Annotated in this window: 11 protein-coding genes; 8 read left to right on the top strand and 3 right to left on the bottom strand. The window is 48.1% G+C overall.

Annotated elements, in window-relative coordinates:
- A partial coding sequence (locus ACO08K_RS00005) for a two-component regulator propeller domain-containing protein (RefSeq protein WP_421794323.1) occupies nucleotides 1–3,495 on the bottom strand: 3,495 nt, incomplete at its 3' end.
- A 46-nt stretch (nucleotides 3,496–3,541) separates the two neighbouring features.
- Nucleotides 3,542–5,971 (bottom strand): DUF5060 domain-containing protein, encoded by a 2,430-nt coding sequence (locus tag ACO08K_RS00010; RefSeq protein ID WP_421794324.1) that lies wholly within the window; start codon nucleotides 5,969–5,971, stop codon nucleotides 3,542–3,544.
- Between the two features lie 356 nt (nucleotides 5,972–6,327).
- On the opposite strand from ACO08K_RS00010, the gene ACO08K_RS00015 reads away from it, so the two are divergent.
- The 4 genes from ACO08K_RS00015 (at nucleotide 6,328) to ACO08K_RS00030 (ending at nucleotide 13,471) form a co-directional block, all read left to right on the top strand.
- Complete coding sequence (locus ACO08K_RS00015) at nucleotides 6,328–8,529, top strand: hypothetical protein (protein WP_421794325.1); 2,202 nt, start codon at nucleotides 6,328–6,330, stop codon at nucleotides 8,527–8,529.
- Between the two features lie 42 nt (nucleotides 8,530–8,571).
- Complete coding sequence (locus tag ACO08K_RS00020; protein WP_421794326.1) at nucleotides 8,572–9,714, top strand: formylglycine-generating enzyme family protein; 1,143 nt, start codon at nucleotides 8,572–8,574, stop codon at nucleotides 9,712–9,714.
- 136 nt (nucleotides 9,715–9,850) lie between these two features.
- Nucleotides 9,851–10,333: a DinB family protein gene (locus ACO08K_RS00025; protein WP_421794327.1), complete on the top strand. Its 483-nt coding sequence runs from the start codon at nucleotides 9,851–9,853 to the stop codon at nucleotides 10,331–10,333.
- Between the two features lie 291 nt (nucleotides 10,334–10,624).
- Nucleotides 10,625–13,471: a M16 family metallopeptidase gene (locus ACO08K_RS00030; protein ID WP_421794328.1), complete on the top strand. Its 2,847-nt coding sequence runs from the start codon at nucleotides 10,625–10,627 to the stop codon at nucleotides 13,469–13,471.
- Nucleotides 13,472–13,629: 158 nt separating this feature from the next.
- Here ACO08K_RS00030 and ACO08K_RS00035 read toward each other — a convergent pair whose 3' ends face one another.
- A complete protein-coding gene (locus ACO08K_RS00035) occupies nucleotides 13,630–15,027 on the bottom strand; it encodes a Gfo/Idh/MocA family protein (RefSeq protein ID WP_421794329.1) in 1,398 nt (465 codons plus the stop codon).
- Nucleotides 15,028–15,177: 150 nt separating this feature from the next.
- On the opposite strand from ACO08K_RS00035, the gene ACO08K_RS00040 reads away from it, so the two are divergent.
- The 4 genes from ACO08K_RS00040 (at nucleotide 15,178) to ACO08K_RS00055 (ending at nucleotide 21,034) form a co-directional block, all read left to right on the top strand.
- Complete coding sequence (locus ACO08K_RS00040; RefSeq protein WP_421794330.1) at nucleotides 15,178–15,528, top strand: hypothetical protein; 351 nt, start codon at nucleotides 15,178–15,180, stop codon at nucleotides 15,526–15,528.
- Nucleotides 15,528–16,244: an RNA ligase family protein gene (locus ACO08K_RS00045; RefSeq protein WP_421794331.1), complete on the top strand. Its 717-nt coding sequence runs from the start codon at nucleotides 15,528–15,530 to the stop codon at nucleotides 16,242–16,244. The genes ACO08K_RS00040 and ACO08K_RS00045 overlap by 1 nt, the downstream gene beginning before the upstream one ends.
- Before the next feature lie 263 nt (nucleotides 16,245–16,507).
- Complete coding sequence (locus ACO08K_RS00050) at nucleotides 16,508–19,699, top strand: SusC/RagA family TonB-linked outer membrane protein (protein ID WP_421794332.1); 3,192 nt, start codon at nucleotides 16,508–16,510, stop codon at nucleotides 19,697–19,699.
- Between the two features lie 18 nt (nucleotides 19,700–19,717).
- A complete protein-coding gene (locus tag ACO08K_RS00055) occupies nucleotides 19,718–21,034 on the top strand; it encodes a RagB/SusD family nutrient uptake outer membrane protein (RefSeq protein ID WP_421794333.1) in 1,317 nt (438 codons plus the stop codon).
- Nucleotides 21,035–21,121 lie beyond the last annotated feature (87 nt).

The raw sequence follows: 21,121 nt of genomic DNA on the forward strand, positions 1-21,121 counted from the left end.
GATGATGTCAGGGATGTATTTGCGGGTTTTTTCCAAACCTTCCTGGCCATTTTCAGCTTCAATCACTTCGTAGTCGGGGTGCAGACTGCGGCGGATGTAGGTGCGGATATCGGCGTTATCTTCTACCACCAAGACCAATGGGTTGTCGGATTGGATGATTTCTTCCTGTGGGGTTTCAAGCAGTACGCCATTTTCATCGTAAGGATAATGACCAGAATCCTCGGGATCGCGGTAATTGAGTCGAATGACCTCGGCCGGGAAGTGATCTTTGCCCAGTGGTAGTTTCACCACAAACACCGAGCCACGATGGATCATACTGAAAGCCTCGATGGTTCCTTTGTGCAACTCCACAATACTTTTGGCCAGGGCCAGGCCGATTCCGGTTCCTTGCCTGCGACTGCCGTGCTGGCTCGAACGGGCCCGGTAAAACTGTTCAAAAATATGGGGTAGTTCTTCAGCAGATATCCCGATCCCATCGTCTTCGAGGGAGAAAATCACTTGTTTGCCATCACTCTCCAGCTTCATTTGAATGGTTCCTCCATCATCGCTGTATTTGAATGCGTTGGAAAGTAAGTTGAAGAGCACCTTTTCCAGGAGATCGCGATCCACCCAGGCCCTCAGTTCGTCCACATTGGCGACAAAATTGAACTGGATGTTGCGGTGCCGCGCCAAATCGCGGAAGGCAATGGCGATGTTTTTGAAAAAACGAACCAGGTCCATTTCCACCACCTCCAGATGCATCAGGCCTTCCTCAATTTTGCGAAACTCTAACAATTGATCGATCATTCCCTTCAATCGTTCCGCATTCCGGTGCATCAGGGTGTACATCTCATGGGTGGAAGGGTCGGTCTGTTCACGCTTGAGCAGGTCTTCCAGGGGAGAAAACAGTAGGGTCAAAGGGGTGCGGAGTTCGTGCGAGATGTTGGTAAAAAAATGGATTTTCATTTGCCCAAGCTCCTCCGTTTTTTCCCGTTTGAAGGTCTCCATTTTGACCTGATTCCGCAGTTTTTCCCGCAGCAGAATGCTCTGGCGGTACATCAGAATGGCAGCTGCAATCAATCCGGCATAAATGAGGTAAGCCCACCAGGTCAACCAAAAAGGAGGCAGAATGCGAATTTTGAGAACCGCGGGTTCTTTGGCCCAAAGTCCATCGTTGTTGGCAGCCTGGACTTCAAAGGTGTACCGCCCGGGAGATAAATTGCTGAAATGGGCAACTCGTTCCTTGGCCGTTGATGGAATCCATTCATCATTAAAGCCCAACAAGCGGAACTTGTATTGATTTTTATTGGGTTCCAAAAAGTGGATGGCTGCGAATTCAATGGAAAACAAATTCTCATTGTACCGCAAGACCAACTCGGGAGTAGATCCAATACTTTGCTGGAGAATCACCCGGTTGTGTACCTTATCCCCTACCCCGATGGAGTGGTTGAAGAGGCGAAAATCGACCAGTTCTACGGTAGGTGCGATGGGGTTTTCCCGAATTTGGTGCGGTTGAAAATACAAAACGCCACTATTGCTGCCAAAAAACACGTAGCGATCCTGGGTGTAGACGCTCACGTTGGAGTTGAAAAAATTGGAGGGCAGTCCGTCCTGGGTATCGAAAACCCGTGCGTAATCTTTTTTGCCTATTTCAGGTGAAAAGCGACTCACCCCCCGGGTGGAAGAAACCCAAAGGTGACCATTTTCATCCTCGGCCAGTGATTGAATGATGTCGTCAGGGAGGCCATCGGCTTTGAAGTATTGCTTAAAGGTCCCTTTTTTTTGATTCCACAAATTAAGGCCATCCTCGGTGCCAATCCAGGTGCGGCCAAATAAATCTTTCCAATAACAATTGATAAAATTGCTGGAGATGGTGTTGGTTTGAGTAGGGTTATTCGTGGATTTGCGCAGGAGTTTTTGGGGAAAACCTTCTTTGTCCAACAACAATTCAAGTAAACCTCCTCCGCGCGTGCCTACACAAAGCACGTTTTCACCCGCTTCATTTTTGTATTCAAAAGTCAGGACAATCGGGAATTGGTCCAGATTCACACCACCTTTGATCTTGCGGTATACGTGGAAACTTTCTTTTGCCGGATCATGCCGGATGAGTCCACCCGCCCAGGAACCTATCCAAATCACTCCCCGGGCATCACCCCATACACTCATCAGGTAGTTGTGACTCAGGCCATTGGCTACTGTATATTGTTTGCGTTGAGCGGGGTTGTCCGCCTTAAATACGATGAGGCCCTCGCCACGAGTACCCGCCCAGATGTAGCCTTGTTTATCTGCGTACAAGGCATGGATAAAATCAGCCTGGCCGCCCAGGGAAATCAGCCGCGTGGTAACTTGTTCCTGATTGCGAATGATTTCAAAAATGCCTTGCCCAAAACTTCCAGCCCAAACCCGATTGTTGGCGTAGGCCATGCTGTTGATGCTCACATCTTCGGGGAAGTGAATAGAAGCAAAGGGATTGCGTTGAAAATTCATTTTCCCCACCCCTTTATTCGTACCTACCCAAATCTGGCCAACCCGATCTTCGCATAAAGTCAGCACCGTACTGGCATGGAGGGTGCCACTCTGTCTGGGGATATGAAAATAGCGTTTAAAAATCCCTTTCTCCGGGATGTAGTAATTCAAACCATAATCAGAGCCAATAAAAAAACCACCATCTCCATACTGGGAGGGAAAAACAATGCTGGTGGTTAAATTATTGGATAATCCATTGGGTGAAGCCTGAATGTGCTGAATTTGATCATTGGCAAAATCCAAACGTTTGAGCCCATTCCGAGTGGCAATCCAAAAAAGGTTGTCTTTGCGGGGATCTTCTACGATGTCGTAAACGTGGTTATGCGCGGGTACTTGACTGGCCTCAGCATTGGTGGGAACGACTTCCATTCGAGTGATGGAAAACCGCCCCTTGGTACTCAAAATACCCCGGTACACGCCGTAGGTTGTAGCAAACCAATAAGAGCCATCCCGCCCACGAATGGTTTTTGAAATTTCGGTATTGGCGATTGGTGAGTCTTCCTGCTGGGTAAAAGTATGGTCTTGATTCAATACACACAGGCCACGCGCTGTACCCACCCAGATTTTCCCTTGGTCATCCTGAAAGATGCTGCCTACCTTATTGTCGAGTAGCGATTTTTTTTGATTAGGGTCGTGTTGGTATACTTTGAATTGCTCAGTGGTTCGATCCAAGCGATACAAACCGGTATTTTCAGTCCCCACCCACAGGTAGCCTTCCCGGTCTTCATACAATGCAATGATTTTTTCACCCTTGATTTCATCTGGTGAAGTGATGGTGAGTTTGAATTTTTTCAAATTGTATCCATCGTAGCGGTACAAACCATTCCAGGTGCCGATCCACAAAAAACCTTGTTTGTCCTGGTACATGGCAGTGGCTGCCACGTTGGACACGACCATGTCCTCCGGCAAACGACTAAAGGTAGGCTCTTGCGCTAATGCAATCCTTGCCGAAATCAACAGAAAAAGCAGCAAAACACCTATACGTTGCATGATCGACGATGTAGATTCAAAAAATACACAATGGGTAGCAAGCCTACTACTGCGCTACAAACCGCACCACCGTAGCCCTCTCCCCTTGACTCAAGCGCAACAAGTATGCACCTGGCATCAAACCCTCAGTAGGAATTGCCTCAATTTGCCCCATCGCATTGATGATTTTTTGGCTCATCAATTGGCCACTTACGTTGAACACATCAATCCGGTATTCACCATTGGGCAAATTGCGCGTATCCACCTGCAAAACCGCGCCAATGGCTACCGGGTTGGGGTAAATGTTGATGGAAACATCGAGGGAAACTTCCAGGGTGGGAACAGTGCTGTCGTCTTTTTCAACGATGAAAGCCAAGTTCCATAAAAAATCGGGAACCCCAAAATTAAGTTTACCGCCCTGGGTTTTGAGCCCTTTAAGGGTAGTTGTCAAAGCTCCGGTAGTGCAATCATAAAAACTGACCTTGTAGGTGCCATCCACAATCTCATTCAGGGTCAGCCCTCCATTGATGATAGTAGAGGGAACGCCCTGATCGCGCACATAACGCCAGTTGTACTTGGCATTGTGTACCCAACCCGCAGCCATATCCCGATTGGCCGACTGCACGGCATATACGTTGTGGGGGGAAGTAGCAACACCTTCAATTTGATAAGCACCAATATTGATCCAATCCGTACCCAGATTGTCCACTTTGATGCGATGTGGGCCAGCTGGCACATCGATGCTAAAAGTGGTATTGACCGCGGCATTGGGATTGTCTTTGATCAATTTGTCGTCGAGGTAAATGGCAACCGAGGGGTTCTGACCCTTGCCACTGCCCGTCAACACTTTGAATTTTCCTCCTGAAGGCAAAAACACTTCAAAAGTGGGTGGATTGCGCAATTGGGTGTTGAATGACGAACCGTACAGGAAACGGCCCAGGCGGGCATTGGCAGGGGTAATCGCCCCCGTTTCATCCACCACAATCTTATTGTCCGTAGCCTGTCCCCAGTCCGATACCGGGGCAATGGAGAGTTCGCCACCGCCGCCCCCCGTACTGCGGGCACTGGCGGGTTTAAAATTGCCTTGCAACAAAGGAACTTTAGCCAGCACCTTGCTCAGAGGTGTAAACAAAGGATACAAATTGCGGGGCTCCACATAACTATCCCACCACCAGGTAGCTGCCGCCCCCAAGGCACCAGAAAAAGCCGAAGCCCACATGGTATTGTGGATGTGGATGCCATTGGGGTCGATGTTTGACAAGCCTTCGCCGCCTACGCTGATGCCAAATTCACCACCGTAAGTTGGTTTCCCAAAAGCACTCAAGTTATCCAGGCCTTTGCCGGACACTGCTTTTTCAATATTGTCTACTTCAGCATAGAGGTGATTTTGGGTAAAATCCATCGAGCTCAAACGCCACAATTCAGGGTCTTCTTCGCCGCCGTAACTGGTTGTGACGAGGTGTTTGCGGGCATCCAATTTTTTGAGGTATTGGCCCATTTCATCGTGCCAGGTGCGCACCGCATCGCGCACCGAAGGTGTGGTAAACTGATCGGTAAAACTCACTTCGTTGAACAGCTCCCAGGCCATCACATTGGTGCTAAAGCCCCAACGTGCCACGATATAACGCAGGCGGTTTTTGTGCAAGTTCTTTGCGGCAGGAAGGTCAAAAAAATTCCAGGTTTGGGCACAAGGGCCACCATTGGCAGCATTGTAGGGGTTTTCACTCCAGTTGGGATTCACGTTGGAGGAAACCTGGCCATGGTGATTGATGCAAAACATCATGTAAATCCCCTGACGGGCGCATTCTTCCAGCATCCAGTCGATGTACCAGGCGTTGTTTTGGCGGTAACGTTTCAGACCTTCATAACCATTGCCATTGCGCCACTCGATGCCCAGCCCCCAATGCGCTAGCCAGAGCCGCATAAAGTTGGACTGGGCAGTGCCCATCGAACCCAGCCATTTTTTATAATCCAGGTAGGCATTGCTGCGCTGCCAACATAGGTTCTGGCCAACTGGGATGTAAGGCGCTCCACTGTCGAAAGAAAGGTAGTTGGTGCTGTTTTTGCGCACAAATCCAGGATTGCTGGAGTCAGTACATTCAAAACTGCCATTGACGGCCGGACTTTCGCCAGCCGCTGTTTTGACTTTTAGGCTAAAACTCCAGGTACCCGTTTCGGTAGGTGCAAAACGAATGCGAAAGCCGGCATTGTTTGCCGCACTAAGGCTTCCTGTGCTGGTATTGAGGCTGAAATCCTGCATGTAAAAACCATCTACGGTATCTTTTTTGCCGCTGGGTGCTACAAAAATACCACTCAGTGCAATTTGATCGTAATCGTAGGGATTGGAAAACGTTGCGCTAAGGTCGACCTGCGCTTCAAATTTTTGAAACTTGCCCACACTGTTGCTCAGCGGGTTGATGCTGTTGATGGTAGGTACTTGAGCACCAAGAAACATGGAGGTCAGAATCATGAAAGCTAATGTAAATATTCCTTTCATAAGCAGTGGAGCTTTTTGCGATCTTTAAGCTTAGTAACCCAGAAAAATTAACTTTCCGATTTGGCTTTTGAATAGGAAGTCGAACGCTTCATTTCAAGTAAGCTTCCTATTCAAAAGGCTCAAAAAAATCGGGAAGTAATTTTTTGCGTCATATTTGGTGTTAATCTGGGCAAAGATAGCAGTCGGTACTGTTTTTGCGCAGGGGGGATGTTGCAAGGATGAGGGGGAAATGGAACATAATGGTTTCTAGGTGTGATTTTCCCTCACTTTTTGGTTTACAACAGAAACCCCACTATTTTTGGCCCGCTTCAATTCAAATCTATTTTTATAAAAAACAATACCCGAACGGAATGCAAGTGAAACGAATCCTGCTTTTATTGTGCCTTTTCCTGGGGCTATGCTGTGAAACCCTTCAAGCTCAGTTGAATGATTACACTTACCGCTTTGATCTGGCCCAACAAGCGTTGAAGGCACAACGGTATGACGAAGCTTTGCTCACGATCATGCAAGCAGAATATTCCACCGGGGCTAATCGGGTTGTATGTCAACGTTTTGCTAGAGAAATATTGGAACTTAAGGCTAAATATTGGCTACAAAACAATGGCCCTTTGCTCCCTTTAGAGCATTATCTCAAACCTCCCGCCGATCTGAAAGCGAAAGAGGAGGTCGAATTATTTGCCAATAAACTCACCGCTCGATTACTAAGTAGCTTATATGTACAAGGGTATGGCGAAAAACAGTTGGCTTTGGCCAAATATGTTTGCGCTATAACCAAAAACCGAAACGTCCCTGCATTTGAATTGCGAAGTCGTTGGTTAGCTTCCAAGTCTAGTTACATTGGGTTGTACAATTCCATTAAACTCAAAGATCACAATCAATTTCATGCCCAATTTCAGCCTGGCCCTTACCCGATTGTATTTTATGCGGTGAAGGATAAGGTCAGGGCAATTGATTTCAAAAACGCTTTTCGTGATGATACCAGTTCGGTTCCTAAAGATTTACGCTCCGCTCCACAAATTCAGCACTTATCCTTTTCTTCTTGGGGTAAGCTGTTGGTAGTTGACCGCACTAACACTGTAAAAATGTACACCATTGAGCAACTGGAAGAACCGGGTATCGTTTTACCCACTCAAGGAAAGGTAGACTGGGCATCATTTTTATCAGAAAAAACCTATATTACCACTACACAAGATCACCCTGGGCAAGTCGATTTTTATCACCTAAATTCAGCTGGCACCTGGACATTTCAGAAGAGCATAACGCTAAGTTCAAAACCTTCCGATCCAATTAGGCTGGTCGTTAAATCGGAACATTTTTTGGCCTGGGGCAAAGATCACATTGCCCAGGTATTTAACGAAGCCGGCATTGAAATCAATCGTGTGCACCTTTCTGTACCAATTCTAAATGCTACACTTTCAAATGATGGTGCCAAAATTGCCCTTCAGCTCAAAGCTGGTTCGGTTTATCTATTTGACAACAAAGGGATGCTCCAGGATAGTTTAAAAACCTTTTCCTCAACAGCGATATTTAGTGGTTTGGCTTTTTCTCCTGATGGTAGATTTCTGGTGGCAGGCACTACAGGCGAAGTATTCGCTTGGGATCTTTATCATAGCGTCCAAAGCCCTTATCCTTTCACTACTTGGCCTGGACAAGAAGAGTATGACACGATGGGGAATATTGTCTTTTCCCCCAATGGTAAAAAATTATTTTGGTTAGATGAATCCGGTACTTTTTACTGGACTGATTTTGTAACGCCTGATCTTGACTTCTCAAAAGAAATCCAGGCATTGCCCTTTAAAAGTATCCTGGCAAACGGATTTATGGAGGAAAGCGACTGTTTTTGTACTCAAGATAATTCTATCCTAAGAGAATGCGCCAAGTGGTTCAAGGATAAAGCCCGATCCAATAATCTCCATACTATGAATGGGAAGTTTAACCTATTGCATGCCAATTTCTTTGCAGAAAGAGCAATTCAGGCATCTCCAACACGAAAAAACTCCGCTTTAGCAGCCGAAATCAGGCAAGGTATAGCAAACATTGACAACTATTTTAGTGGTCGCTACTTTCCTGGCCCACCACTACCAGTTCAAGACGTTATGATTATGGATTCATCATACGTGGCTAAAGGGGAAGATAACTACGCGGAACTCATCAACAATCTGACTTTAGTTACCCGAAAAGGTGAACTTGATGCCTCTACGCGCCAAAACATTGCAATTTCTTTTTTTGATTTAGCTTGGCTTCGATTGTACAAGCATGATTATCAGGGAGCAATAGTTGCAGCCCAACAAGGACAAAAAACAGACCCTACAATAGCATGGGGAGTCTCCCATCTTGCTTTGGCATATCTTTTAAATGGAGAGTGGCCAAAAGCGGAGAAAATTTATTCACAGTGGCAGCATGTTCGTTGGGAAAATAGTGGAAGTGGCGATTCAAGAAAATACGCATTTTTAAGTGAGTATTTTGCGGAAGATCTACGCATTTTGGAAATGCACAACTTTAAACATCCCGATTTTGCTAAACTTAGGCAATTGTTGGGTTTAGGAAAAAATGATTAGTTGGTTTTTCCTTATTTTTGATTTTAGTCATAACTGATAAACATGCGTATTCACCACTATCTTTTCTTGATTTTTCTTGTTTGGAGCTGCCAACCAGCATCCTCCCCAAAAACCAACGAAGTCCCCCCGATCACCGCCGAAGAGCACTGCTACTCCGGTGCTTCACCCTATGGCACCCATTCAGATTTTCTCATTGCTGATTTTCTGAAGGCCATCGACAACATCAAACCTGATCCCGCTATGGCCAAAAGCCTGGATGGCATGGTTGAAGTCAAAGGCGGAGAATTCGACATGGGTGGCGACAATGAACAAGCACGCGCCGATGAATTTCCCAAACACCCGGTAGCAGTCCAGGATTTTTGGATGGACGCCACGGAGGTTACCAATGCCCAGTTTCAAAAATTTGTAGAAGCTACGGGTTACATCACGGTTGCTGAGCGAGCTATTGATTTGGAAGAACTGAAAAAACAGGTCCCCCCAGGCACTGAATTGCCCAGCCCGGAAGAATTGCAGCCTTTTTCCTTGGTCTTTAAGTCCCCCAGCAGCGGCAACTTACAAACCCTGGGGCCCGGTGATTGGTGGCAGATGGTCAAAGGGGCCAGTTGGCAGCACCCACAGGGGCCAGCATCGAATCTTAAAGGCAAGGAAAATTTCCCGGTGGTACACGTTTGTTGGTACGACGCAGTGGCTTATTGCAAATGGGCAGGCAAACGACTGCCCAGCGAAGCAGAATGGGAGTACGCGGCCCGTGCCGGGGAAAGCAGCAGCATTTACCCCTGGGGGGCAGCGCCGGTCAGCGTAAAAATGGCCAATTTTTTCCAGGGCGAATTCCCGGTCAAACAAATCAACGAGGATGGTTTTTTACGGGTAGCTCCCGTCAAATCTTTCCCGGCCAATGCCTTGGGATTGTACGACATGGCAGGAAACGTCTGGGAGTGGTGTGCCGATTGGTACCGCCCGGATTATTACGCACAAAAAACACAATTGCTGCGGAACCCGCAAGGCCCAGCTGATAGTTATGATCCTGATGAACCCAGCACACCTAAAAAAGTAGTCCGCGGCGGATCCTTCCTCTGCAACGACACCTATTGCTCTGGCTATCGGGTAGCTGCGCGGATGAAAACCAGCCCGGATACGGGTTTGGAACATACGGGGTTTAGGTGTGTAAGGGATAAAAAACAATGATTTAGTTGAGGGAAGTTGAGAGAGGTTGAGTAAGGTTGAGGCTACCGCAGCGTTTTTGACAAAGTTCTTGTCTAAGAGGCTGCGACAGCCTCAACCTTACTCAACTTCCCTCAACCTCCTCTAACCGCTAACACTCATGACAGAAGTATCCGACCACCTGCTCTCCGTGCTCTCCGCCGCTGAACCACTCCTGCGGCAATTGAGCCCGGCCCTGGCCCAGCAAAAGCCCCGACCAGACAAATGGTCGCCCAAAGAAATCATCGGGCACCTGATCGATTCGGCCTGCAACAACCAGCAAAAATTTGTGCGTACGATGGCCACTCCTAAATTGGAATTCCCTGCTTATGCACAGGATTTGTGGGTCAATGTTCAGCATTACCAGGAAGCCAACTGGTCGACCCTGATTGACTTATGGCTAGCCTACAATCGCCATCTGGCGCATGTAATCCGGCATGTAGACCCTGCTACACTCCAGCATGCCATATTGATCCAGGGTGCAGTTCCATTTACTTTGGGCTTTATTATGGCTGATTATGTGGAGCATTTGAAGCATCACTTGTTGCAGATTTTCCCAGAGGGGCCTTTTGAGAGTAAGTTCGCGAATGTGTACAATGCGTAGCTAAGGCGGCATTTTTTTTATCACAAAGGTCAAAAACAAGGACACAAAGGACACAAAGTTAGACGTTGACGGTCTTTGTGCCCTTTGTGCCCCCTTGGTGTCCTTTGTGATACTATGTCGCTTTGGTAAAAATTGAAAATTCACAGTGCCCTCTATACTTCCTTTTTTTGACAAATCCTCTTTTTCCCTCTCCCCGATCATTCCCTCCTCTTCAAAAAGACTTACCTTTCCCCACCATACATTTTTACCAAAAAACTGCCTCTCAGGAGGATCTAAACGCACACTTAACCAATGAAAAAAGCCATCTTAAGCAGCTTGTATTGCTGTTTGCTGCTGAGCTTGAGCATCCATACTTTTGCTCAAAGCAAACTCGTAGAAAAAGTAGAACGCAAAGGCAGCGAGCTACTTATCCCTTATGAAAAATACGTCCTGGCCAACGGCCTTACCGTAATTGTTCACGAAGACCATTCCGATCCAGTAGTACACGTCGATGTCACCTACCACGTTGGTTCGGCCCGCGAAGAAATTGGCAAGTCTGGTTTCGCCCACTTTTTCGAACACATGATGTTTCAGGGCTCCGACAACGTAGCCGACGAAGAACATTTCAAGCTCGTCACCGAAGCAGGCGGCACCCTCAATGGCTCTACCAACCGCGACCGGACCAACTACTACGAAACCTTACCCAGCAACCAACTCGAGATCGGCATCTGGCTCGAAGCCGACCGCATGGGCTTTTTGCTGGACGCCGTGACTCAGAAAAAGTTCGAAATCCAACGCGCTACCGTAAAAAATGAGCGTGGCCAAAACTACGACAACCGCCCCTATGGACTGGCGGGTGAGGTGACCAGCAAAAACCTCTACCCTTATGGCCATCCCTATTCCTGGCTGACCATTGGCTACCTCGAAGACCTCAACCGGGTGGATGTCAACGACCTCAAACGTTTTTTCCTGCGTTGGTACGGGCCCAATAATGCCACCTTGACCGTAGGCGGCGACGTTACCCCTGCTCAGGTGCTCAAATTGGCAGAGAAGTACTTTGGCAGCATTCCCCGTGGACCAGAGGTGCAAAATATGCCCAAAATGATCCCCGTACTGGAAGGTGATCGCTACATTTCTTACGTGGACAATTACATCCGTTTCCCACGTCTGCAAATGACACTGCCAAGCGTACCCAATTACCACCCCGACAAGGCCGCACTGGATTGTTTGGCTGCGTTGATGGCCCAGGGCAAAAACACCGTTTTTTACCAAAACTTCATCAAAACCCAAAAAGCGCAACAGGCCAGTGCCTTTAATCAGGGAGTAGAACTGAGTGGAGAGTTCAGCATCAGTGTTCAGCCTACTCCGGGTCAAACCTTGACGGACGTAGAAGCGTTGATCCGCAAAACCATCGTCGATTTTGAAACCAAAGGGGTGACTGATGAAGAAGTTGAACGTTTCAAAGCCCAATACGAAGCGGGCCGCATCAACGCTTTGGCCAGTGTGTCTGGCAAGGTCTCTCAATTGGCTGCTTACCAAACTTTTACGGGTAATCCCAACCAATTTCCTGCCGAATTGGCCAACGTACGTGCCCTCAGCAAAGCCGACGTTCTGCGGGTATTCAACCAGTACATCAAAAACAAACCAGCGGTTATTTTGAGCATCCTGCCCAAAGCTGGCGAGGTTAAACCCGCTGCTGCCGACAACTACAAAATTGACGAAAGCAAATACGTAGCGCCACCCGATCAATACGCGGGTTTGACCTATGTAAAAGCCAAGGACAATTTTGACCGCAGTAAAAAGCCCGTTTCGACAACCAATCCAAGCATCACCGTGCCCACCCTTTGGCGTTCCAAAATGACCAATGGCATTCAGATCATTGGTACGCAGAACACGGAAGTGCCCACCGTTACATTGTCTTTGAGCATCAAAGGAGGACAAATGCTCGACCCGATTGAAAAGGCTGGTCTGGCTAACCTGTGCAGCCAAATGCTACGGGAAGGCACCGAAAATTATACCGCCGAAGCCTTTGAAGACGAATTGCGCAACCTAGGCGCCAGCATCAATGTGGGTGTCAGCGAAACGGCACTGACTTTTTCCATGAATACCTTGGTCAAAAACCTGGACAAAAGTTTGATGCTCTTTGAAGAACGTTTATTCCGCTCCAAATTAAAGGAAGAAGACTTCAACCGCATCAAACAAAATACCATTCGGGGCATCATCAACAGTTCCACCCAGGCGGCCTCGGTCGCGTCGGACTTGTTCAACACCATGATTTATGGCAAAAAGGACATCCGGGGTTATGCCATCGATGGCACCGAAGAAACCGTAGCCAAAATCACCCTGGCGGATGTTCAACAATTCTACAAAAACAACCTTTCAGCGCCCTTGAGCAATGTGGTGATTGTAGGAGACGTGAAACAGGCGGACATCCTGCCTAAGCTGTCGTTTTTGAATAAAATGTCGACCCAAGCCGTACCCTTACCAGTATTTAAACCAGTAGTAAAAACCGAAAAAGCGAAAATCTACCTCGTGGACCAACCCAAGGCAGCTCAATCCGAAATCCGTATCGGCTATCCTGCTATGGCTTTTGATGCTACGGGTGAATTTTTCAAAGCGGGTCTGATGAACTACAACCTGGGCGGTTCTTTCAACAGCCGCATCAACCTGAATTTGCGCGAAGACAAAGGTTATACCTACGGGGCTCGCTCCGGTTTTTCTGGCGATCTCGGCTGGGGAACTTTTGTAGCCAGCGCAGGGGTAAAAGCGACAGCAACCGACAGCTCCGTGGTGGAATTTATGAAGGAAATCAATAAGTTCCGCAATACGGGCATGACCGACGCTGAACTGGCCTTCATGAAAAGCTCCATTGGCCAACGGGACGCTCTGCGGTATGAAACAGGATTTCAAAAAGCAGGATTTTTGGGCCAAATTGCCAAATACAACCTGCCTGCCGATTTCACCAAAAAACAAAGTGACATCATCAAGTCCATCACCAAAACTGAATTGAACACCCTGGCCAAAAAGTTATTGAAGCCAGAAAGTGCTTATATTCTGGTGGTAGGCGACAAAGCCCTGATCAAGCCAGGTTTGGAAAAACTGGGCTATGAAGTGGTGGAATTGGACAAGAAGGGGAATGAAGTGGTTATAAAACCCTAAAACCTTCAAGTGCTATCACCCTAAGGTGGTCTAAGGTGCCTTAGGTGGTTCAATAAAAACTCTTGCGCGCAAGCGCGAAGAGCAAATTGTATTGAACCACCTTAGACACCTAAGAACACCTTAGGGATGATACATCTAAAAACTAGGCTGTTCTCAACCTATTTAAGCCGGATGTTTACCGGATCCCAGTTGATCACTCGTTTTTGTTCTGCACTCATATTCGCCGCCAGCGAAGGCCCCGCCGCGCGGAAACCAAACACCGCATCTTCCAGAATTTTCCCTTGCCCACGCACTGCATTGAAGAAGACCACCATGTGATCGTAACGATCATCGTAGCCATCGGCAGGCATGTAGGTCACTTTTTCCTGGAATTCTACATCGTGGGTGAATTTGTCTTTCGGGTATTTCTCATCGTATTGCTTCAAAAATTTCTTTTGTTCTGCTTCTGAATAGGTGAACAACGAATCGTAGTAAGGGCTGTACATTGGCGCAGTGGGTCGCTTGAGGGTTTTCAGCGTGGCGTCGTTCCAGCCCAATTCAATCACGCCATCGGAGCCCACCAGGCGCGTTACTCCACCGCCGCCACCGCCATCAGCCAGGTTGACCCGGGTCATAAAGGTGAAAGAGGCGTGTTTGTCGGTTTTGGGATAATCCATCAGGGCAGTTACCAAGTCCATGGCATCGCGGCCATCTTTCCAATAATTGAGATCACCCGTGGCGAAGATGCGATTGGGCCCAACCGAACCGGTGATGGTATGCAGGGCGGTAATCAGGTGCACAAACAAGTCACCAGCTACTCCCGTGCCGTATTCTTTAAAATTGCGCCAGCGGAAAAAACGCACCGCGTCAAATGACCGTTTGGGTGCATCGCCCAGGAAACGATCCCAATCGATGGCTTTGGCATCGATGTCAAAAGGCATGGTGTAATTCCAGGCACCAAGGGCGTCACAACGGTCCATGGCCGCTTCGACGTAGTTGATTTCCCCAATCAGACCCTTTTCGTACCATTCCCGGGCTTTGTGAATCCCTGCGGAGCTGGCACGTTGGCTACCTACCTGAAAGGTTTTGCCACTTTTTTTCGCCGCCGCAATTACCGCTGCGCCTTCTTCGATGTGGTGCACCATCGGTTTTTCGCAATACACGTGCTTGCCTGCATTGAGTGCATCGATGGAGATGCGATCGTGCCAGTGGTCGGGGGTACAGATGAGCACCGCATCGATGTCTTTGCGTTGCAGGATTTCGCGGTAATCGCGGGTAGTATAGATTTGATTGCCCCATTTTTCTTTGGCCCGCACCAGACGGTCATCGTAGAGGTCACATACTGCGGCCAATTCGGTACCAGGTACTTTTAAAGCCGTATCGGTATCAAAATGGCCAATGATGCCACAACCGATCAGCCCGATGCGGATGTTATCGAGGGAGGAAACGGGTTTGGCATAGGGTTCCAGAATTTGGGTGGATGTTTGTCCTTTGGCAAAAGTTTGTTGGGACACTCCGGTGAGCAGCGTAGTGGCCGCTGCGGCTTTTTTCAAAAACTTGCGACGATTGGTAGACATAGACGATGCTGATTTTTTACACAATTTAAACAAATAAACCAGTGAATTCCAAAGCGGATGGTAAACAATTCAATTGCATTGTTCCACTAAAAAAACTACATTTGTCTTTAAGCTAAACATCGAAGTTCTTCTTGGTGTTATCTTTGCATGATGATCAAATTGCTCACCTTTTTATTGCTATTTTTTGTGAACGTTTGTCTGCTCAATGGCCAAAACGACTGGCGCATTGCTGGTAAATCCGTTCCTGCTCTTCAGCAAAAAACCGTTCTTACGCCTACCCTATCTTTCTGGAACCGAACAGCCCTCTTCTCTGTTACAGACAAACAAAAACGCCAAAACTTTACTTCACCCGCCGGTATTCCGCAATGGTATTCCGTAGAACAACTCCCTTTTTTTTGCAAAATGGAGGTAAAAATGGAAAAGGCCATTAAATTTCCGGTGAAAGTCCGCCTGGGCGAAGTACAGTATGTCGAAAAAATGGAAGGTAAACCGTACTACTAATGGCAAAGCCGCTCGGTCATAAATCTTATGGCTCTATCCCACACCTACCTGGTTCAAGACTAGGCAGTGGGGATCATCACTGTCCTGAGGGCCAGGCCCGGATTGCCATTGAACAAACCCGCGATGCCAAAGATCTGGTGATTGTTCAGGAAAAACTCGATGGTTCCAATGTAGGCATTGCCAAATTGCATGGCGAAATCATTCCGCTGGTTCGCTCCGGGCATCACGCCTCCTCTTCACCTTATGAGCAGCACCACCATTTTGCCAATTGGGTACAACAACGCCACAAACTATTCGATGCTGTGTTATTGGAAGGAGAGCGCCTCTGTGGCGAGTGGTTGTTGCAGGCCCACGGTACCCGTTACAATTTGCAAAACCGGGAGCCCTTTGTCGCTTTCGACTTGTTGTACGATCGGCACGAACGGGTGGTTTTTGCTGAGTTTCAAAGTCGGCTGGCCTCCAGTGAAATTGCCATAGTCCCAACCGTATATGTTGGCCCACAAGCTTTATCCATCCATGACGCCATGCAATTGCTAAGCGAAAGTCACTACGGTGCTTTGGACCCCGTAGAGGGTGCCATTTGGAGAATTGAGCGGGATAGTAAAGTTGAATTTTTGGTCAAATACGTCCGCCCAGACAAAGTGGATGGCATTTATTTGCCCGAGGTAACGGGCAATGGCCGTACTGTTTGGAACTATACTGCATTAACCGTTTAACTACTAAATTTTTCTACAAATAAGTCCTTAAACTTCACAGCCTTGCTTTACGCCAAAAGCAACAGGACAATTTTTGCAAAATTCTAAAAGGTGCTTTGTATAAATTTTGCAAATTGTCGAAAAATAGATTGCAAATTGTAGTAAATACTGGAATTAAAACTAATTTAGCTGCAATTATTGCAAATACCAGCATCTAAACTTGCAAAACTGCTCGCAAGAAATGGCTGGACCACGATTACTCAACTACAAAAAAACTTAAGCGTATGAACAAAAAGTACGTGTTCAGGTACATAAGCGGCATGGCTTTGCTCTTGCTGCTTCCCTGGGTCGGCTATGCACAAGGCAAGGTAATGCTCAAGGTCAATGGAATGGTCAAAGATGAGACTGGGGAACCGCTCATTGGTGTGAACATTCAACTGAAAGGCACACCCGTTGCCAGTATCACCGATCTGGATGGCAATTATACCCTCAGCGGGGAAGTAGCTGAAGGGGAATATACCCTCGTGACCAGTTACATTGGTTACGCCAACAGTAGCCAAACGGTGCAGGTTTCGGCCAGCAATGCTACGTTTCAGTTGAATTTTGACATGTCGCCCGACATGCTCAATCTGGATGAAGTGGTCGTTACAGGGAACACCTCTACCACTACCCGAAAGTCTTTGGGCAACAACATTTCCGTACTCAATTCGGACAAGATCAAAAACTCGGCAACCACCAACTCGCTAGGCGCACTCCAGGGTAAGGTAATGGGTGCTCAAATCACCCAAAACTCGGGTGACCCTGCAGGGGGGATCAGCATTCGTTTACGGGGTGCATCTTCGATCAATGGTTCCAGCGATCCGCTCTACATCATCGATGGGATCATTGTGGACAACTCTTCCCAAAACGTGATCAACCGGAATGCGGACGCTCAAACTACGGGTTTTCAAGCGGGTCAAAACCGCCTCGTCGACCTCAACAGTGCGGACATCGAACGTATTGAAGTGTTGAATGGTGCTTCTGCTGCAGCATTATATGGTGCACGTGCTGCAAATGGCGTAATTCAAATTTTCACCAAACGTGGCAAATCGGAAAAGCTCAGGGTTGAGTTTTCTACTAGCCTGATCAGCAGCCAACTGCGCAAGGAAATCCCGATGACCACCATCGGTGAACGTTTTGGTAAAAAAGGAAACGATCGCCTGGAAACTGCGCAAGACCGCCTCACCACACTGTTGGTAGTAGGCTTGAGCGATGCACAATTGAATACCCAAGGTGTGAAATTTGTCAAAGCCGGTTATACTCCACGTACCCTGATCACCGATAAATATGCAGTAAAACGATACAACTACTGGGATGACATTTTCCAAAACGCTATGGGAACGGAAAACAATCTTTCCTTTAGTGGGGGCAGCGACAAAACCCAATTCTACGCTTCTCTCGGTTACTACGACAATGAAGGCATCCTGAAAAACACCAACTTCAAACGTTACAACCTCCGCCTCAACCTTGACCAAACACTGGCCTCCTGGGCAAAATTGTCCTTCGGCCTGGGAGCTAACCTCTCCCGCTCACAGGACATGCCCAATGGCAACAACTTTTTTAACCCCATCTCCGGGGTCTTTATCATCGACAACGTATGGGACCTCAACGAACGTGATGCCAACGGCAACCTGCGCCAGGTAGAACAAGTGCGCATCAACCCACTCAGCATCATCGAAACTTTTGACATCTCCCAGCAGACTTACCGCACCATGGGCAATGTCAAGCTGAGCCTCTTCCCCGTCAAAGGTTTGAACATCGACCTGATCGGAGGTGGAGATATCTACTCTCTGCAAGGGAACGAATACCACCCACGCCTGCCTTATGGTGGGGTTAGTGCCGACTTCTTCCCTGACGGTTACGTGAGTTTGGCCACCGACAACCTGATGCTTTTCAACAATGACTTGAACATCACCTACAACCGTAACCTGGGCAAGTCCCTGACTTCAACCACCATGGCGGGTTACCAAATCCAGTACAACCGCCGCCAGTATGCGGCCCAGGACGGGCGGGATTTGGCACCTTTTGGCAAAACCATTTCCGCTGCCAACAACCTGTTCAACCGTCCAGTACAAAGCATTTCTGAACGTTTCATTTCTGGAGCGTTCATTCAGCAGACTTTTGGCTGGAAAGAACAGGTGTTCATCACCTTGGCTGGTCGGATTGATAAGTCTTCCGTTTTTGCCGAAGACAACCAGAACAACTTCTACCCCAAACTTTCGGGTAGCTGGGTATTGTCCGATTACATCAAAAACAAAAACCTGATTTCCTCAGCAAAACTGCGTGCAGCTTACGGCCAGGCGGGTAACCTGACCGGGATTGGGGCATATGATCGTTTTGACAACTACCTCTTGTCTTCGATTGGTGGTTTGGCTTCGATTACTCCTTCTACCACCTTCGCCAACCCTTCGGTGCGTCCTGAAAAAATGACCGAATTTGAATTTGGTGGCGATTTTGCCTTTTTGAAAAACCGCCTCAGCCTGAGTGTGAACGTGTACAGCCAGAAGATCACCGACTTGTTGTTGACCAAGCCCGTTCCTCCTTCTGTAGGTGGTACCAGCATTGTAACCAACGTGGGCGACAATACCTATATGGACAACAAGGGTTTTGAGTTAATGCTGAACGCTGCATTGGTGCGTACCAAAAACTTCAAATGGGACCTGGGGCTGCTCTACAACCAAAACCGCAACCGCGTTTATGGCATCGATGGTGGCTTCTTCTACCTGCGTACGGGTGGCCCACAGGCAGTACTCAATGGCGAATCCTTTGGCGCTTTTTATGGCACTTATTATGCTCGCGACAACAATGGCAACTTGTTAAAAACCACCCAGGGCTTGTTCCAGCCTGAGCGTGGCGTACAAACCACTGCCCTGCAAGGCACTCCTGATCGTGGCGCGGATGGCCAGCCCAAAACTACTGGGGTGGGTAGCACCGAATTGCGTAAAGTGATTGGTGACCCAACGCCAGATTGGACCGGTTCCTTAAACACCAATATCTCTTACAAAAAACTGAGTTTCTATGTCCTGTTCGACGCTGTAATTGGCGGCGATGTGTACAACTGGAACCGCATTACCTCTAACAACGTGGGCTGGGGTCCTTTGGCCGAACAAGAAATCAAAGGTGAGGTACCGCGGGGAACCGTAGCTTCGGTAGCTGGCGGGATCAACGGTGGCCGGATTCAGGAAGAACACGTTGAAGATGGATCTTTTGTCAAAATCCGCGAAGTAGCCCTGAGTTACGAGCTGGGCAAAGTGAAAGGTTTGTTCGACAATTTCAACATCAGCATCATTGGCCGGAACTTGTATTCATTTGACAACTATCAGGGTTTTGACCCAGAGGCCAACTCTGCTGGTCAGAGTGACCGGGTTCGTGGCGATGATTTTGGAGCAGTACCCATTCCTCGCACACTGATGATTCGTCTGAATGGTCGTTTCTAACACTTAAAAAGGTAAACAATGAAACTAAAATACATCATCTGTAGCTTTTTAGGCTTGGCGGCGCTCCTCCAAACGAGCAGCTGCACCAAGGAATACGTCAACCCCAACGCCGCCACCAAAACCGAGGTATTGAGTTCCGCCGATGGTTTGATGGGACTAGCGGTGGGTATCCGCCGGGAATGGTCGGTTGGTGCAACCAGCGCCCTGTTCAACGTGGTGGTTTGTAATGGCCTTGCTACCAAGGAACTGACTGTTTTAAATACGGGTAACAACACCCTGGCTTCTCTGGAGGCAGGCAAAGGATCGCTTAACGGAGCGAATTCGACCATGGCCAACCTTTGGACGAGTGCCAACCTGGTCAAAGCCTACGCGCAACAATTGATCGATAATTCCTCGGTCATTGGTGATCCTGGCACCAAAGCAGGAGTGGAAGCCTATGGCCTGTTTTTCAAGGCGCTAGCCATTGGTACCTTAGCCCAGTTTTGGGAGCAGGTACCCACCGAAGTCGTTTCTTCCAACGAATACATTGACGGCAAACGCCCTGGGTTCAAACCCCGCGCCGCTGCCCTGGATGAAGCCATTGCCATCCTCAAACAAGCCGATGCGACCATCAAAGCAAATGCTCCTTCAGCTACGTTTAATACCAAAGTGGGTACCGACATCAGTTTGCCCAATGCCATCCAGGCAATGATTGCCCGTTTCAGCTTGATGAACGGCAAACTGGATGATGCCTTAGCTGCAGCCAATGCGGTTAGCCCAACGGTGCTTTCGGTGTTCAAATACGATGCGGTGAATCAGAATCCAGTGTATCGTTCCGGGTTTGTGAGCAATAACGTGGTGGCGGGGGTAGCCAACTTTGGCCTTACTGGCACTTTGGCTCCTGAAGCAGCAGATGCACGGATTGCCTTTTACCTGGGTGGAACAACTTTGAGCAAAGCCACTGGCTTTTTCAAAAGCGACCTGGACGTGATTCCAGTGTACCTGCCCAGCGAAATGACTTTGATCAAAGCAGAAGTTTTGGCTCGCCAAAACAAAATCATGGAGGCCATCGCCGAGTTGAATAAAATCCGTACCAAAACTACCGATCCGCTCAGCGTTACTGCAAAACTGGCGGCCTACAGCGGAGCTGAAACGCAGGGAGCAGTTTTGGAGGAAATTTACAAACAGCGTTGTATCGAGTTGTTTTTGTCGGGCTTAAAGCTGGAAGATTGCCGTCGTTTCAGTCGCCCTGGCCCAAACGATGCCAACTTTGAACGCAACCGCAATTTCTTCCCCTACCCTAACGTGGAACGGGACAACAATCAGGCGAATACGCCTGCGGATCCAGCGGTATGATAATGATGAATGGTGATAAATGATGAATGGCTACCGCAGCGACTTGAACAATGCCGCTGCGGTAGCCATTCATCATTTATCACTTAT

It is taken from the genome of Haliscomenobacter sp., from assembly GCF_965225875.1.
Taxonomy (GTDB): Bacteria; Bacteroidota; Bacteroidia; order Chitinophagales; family Saprospiraceae; genus Haliscomenobacter.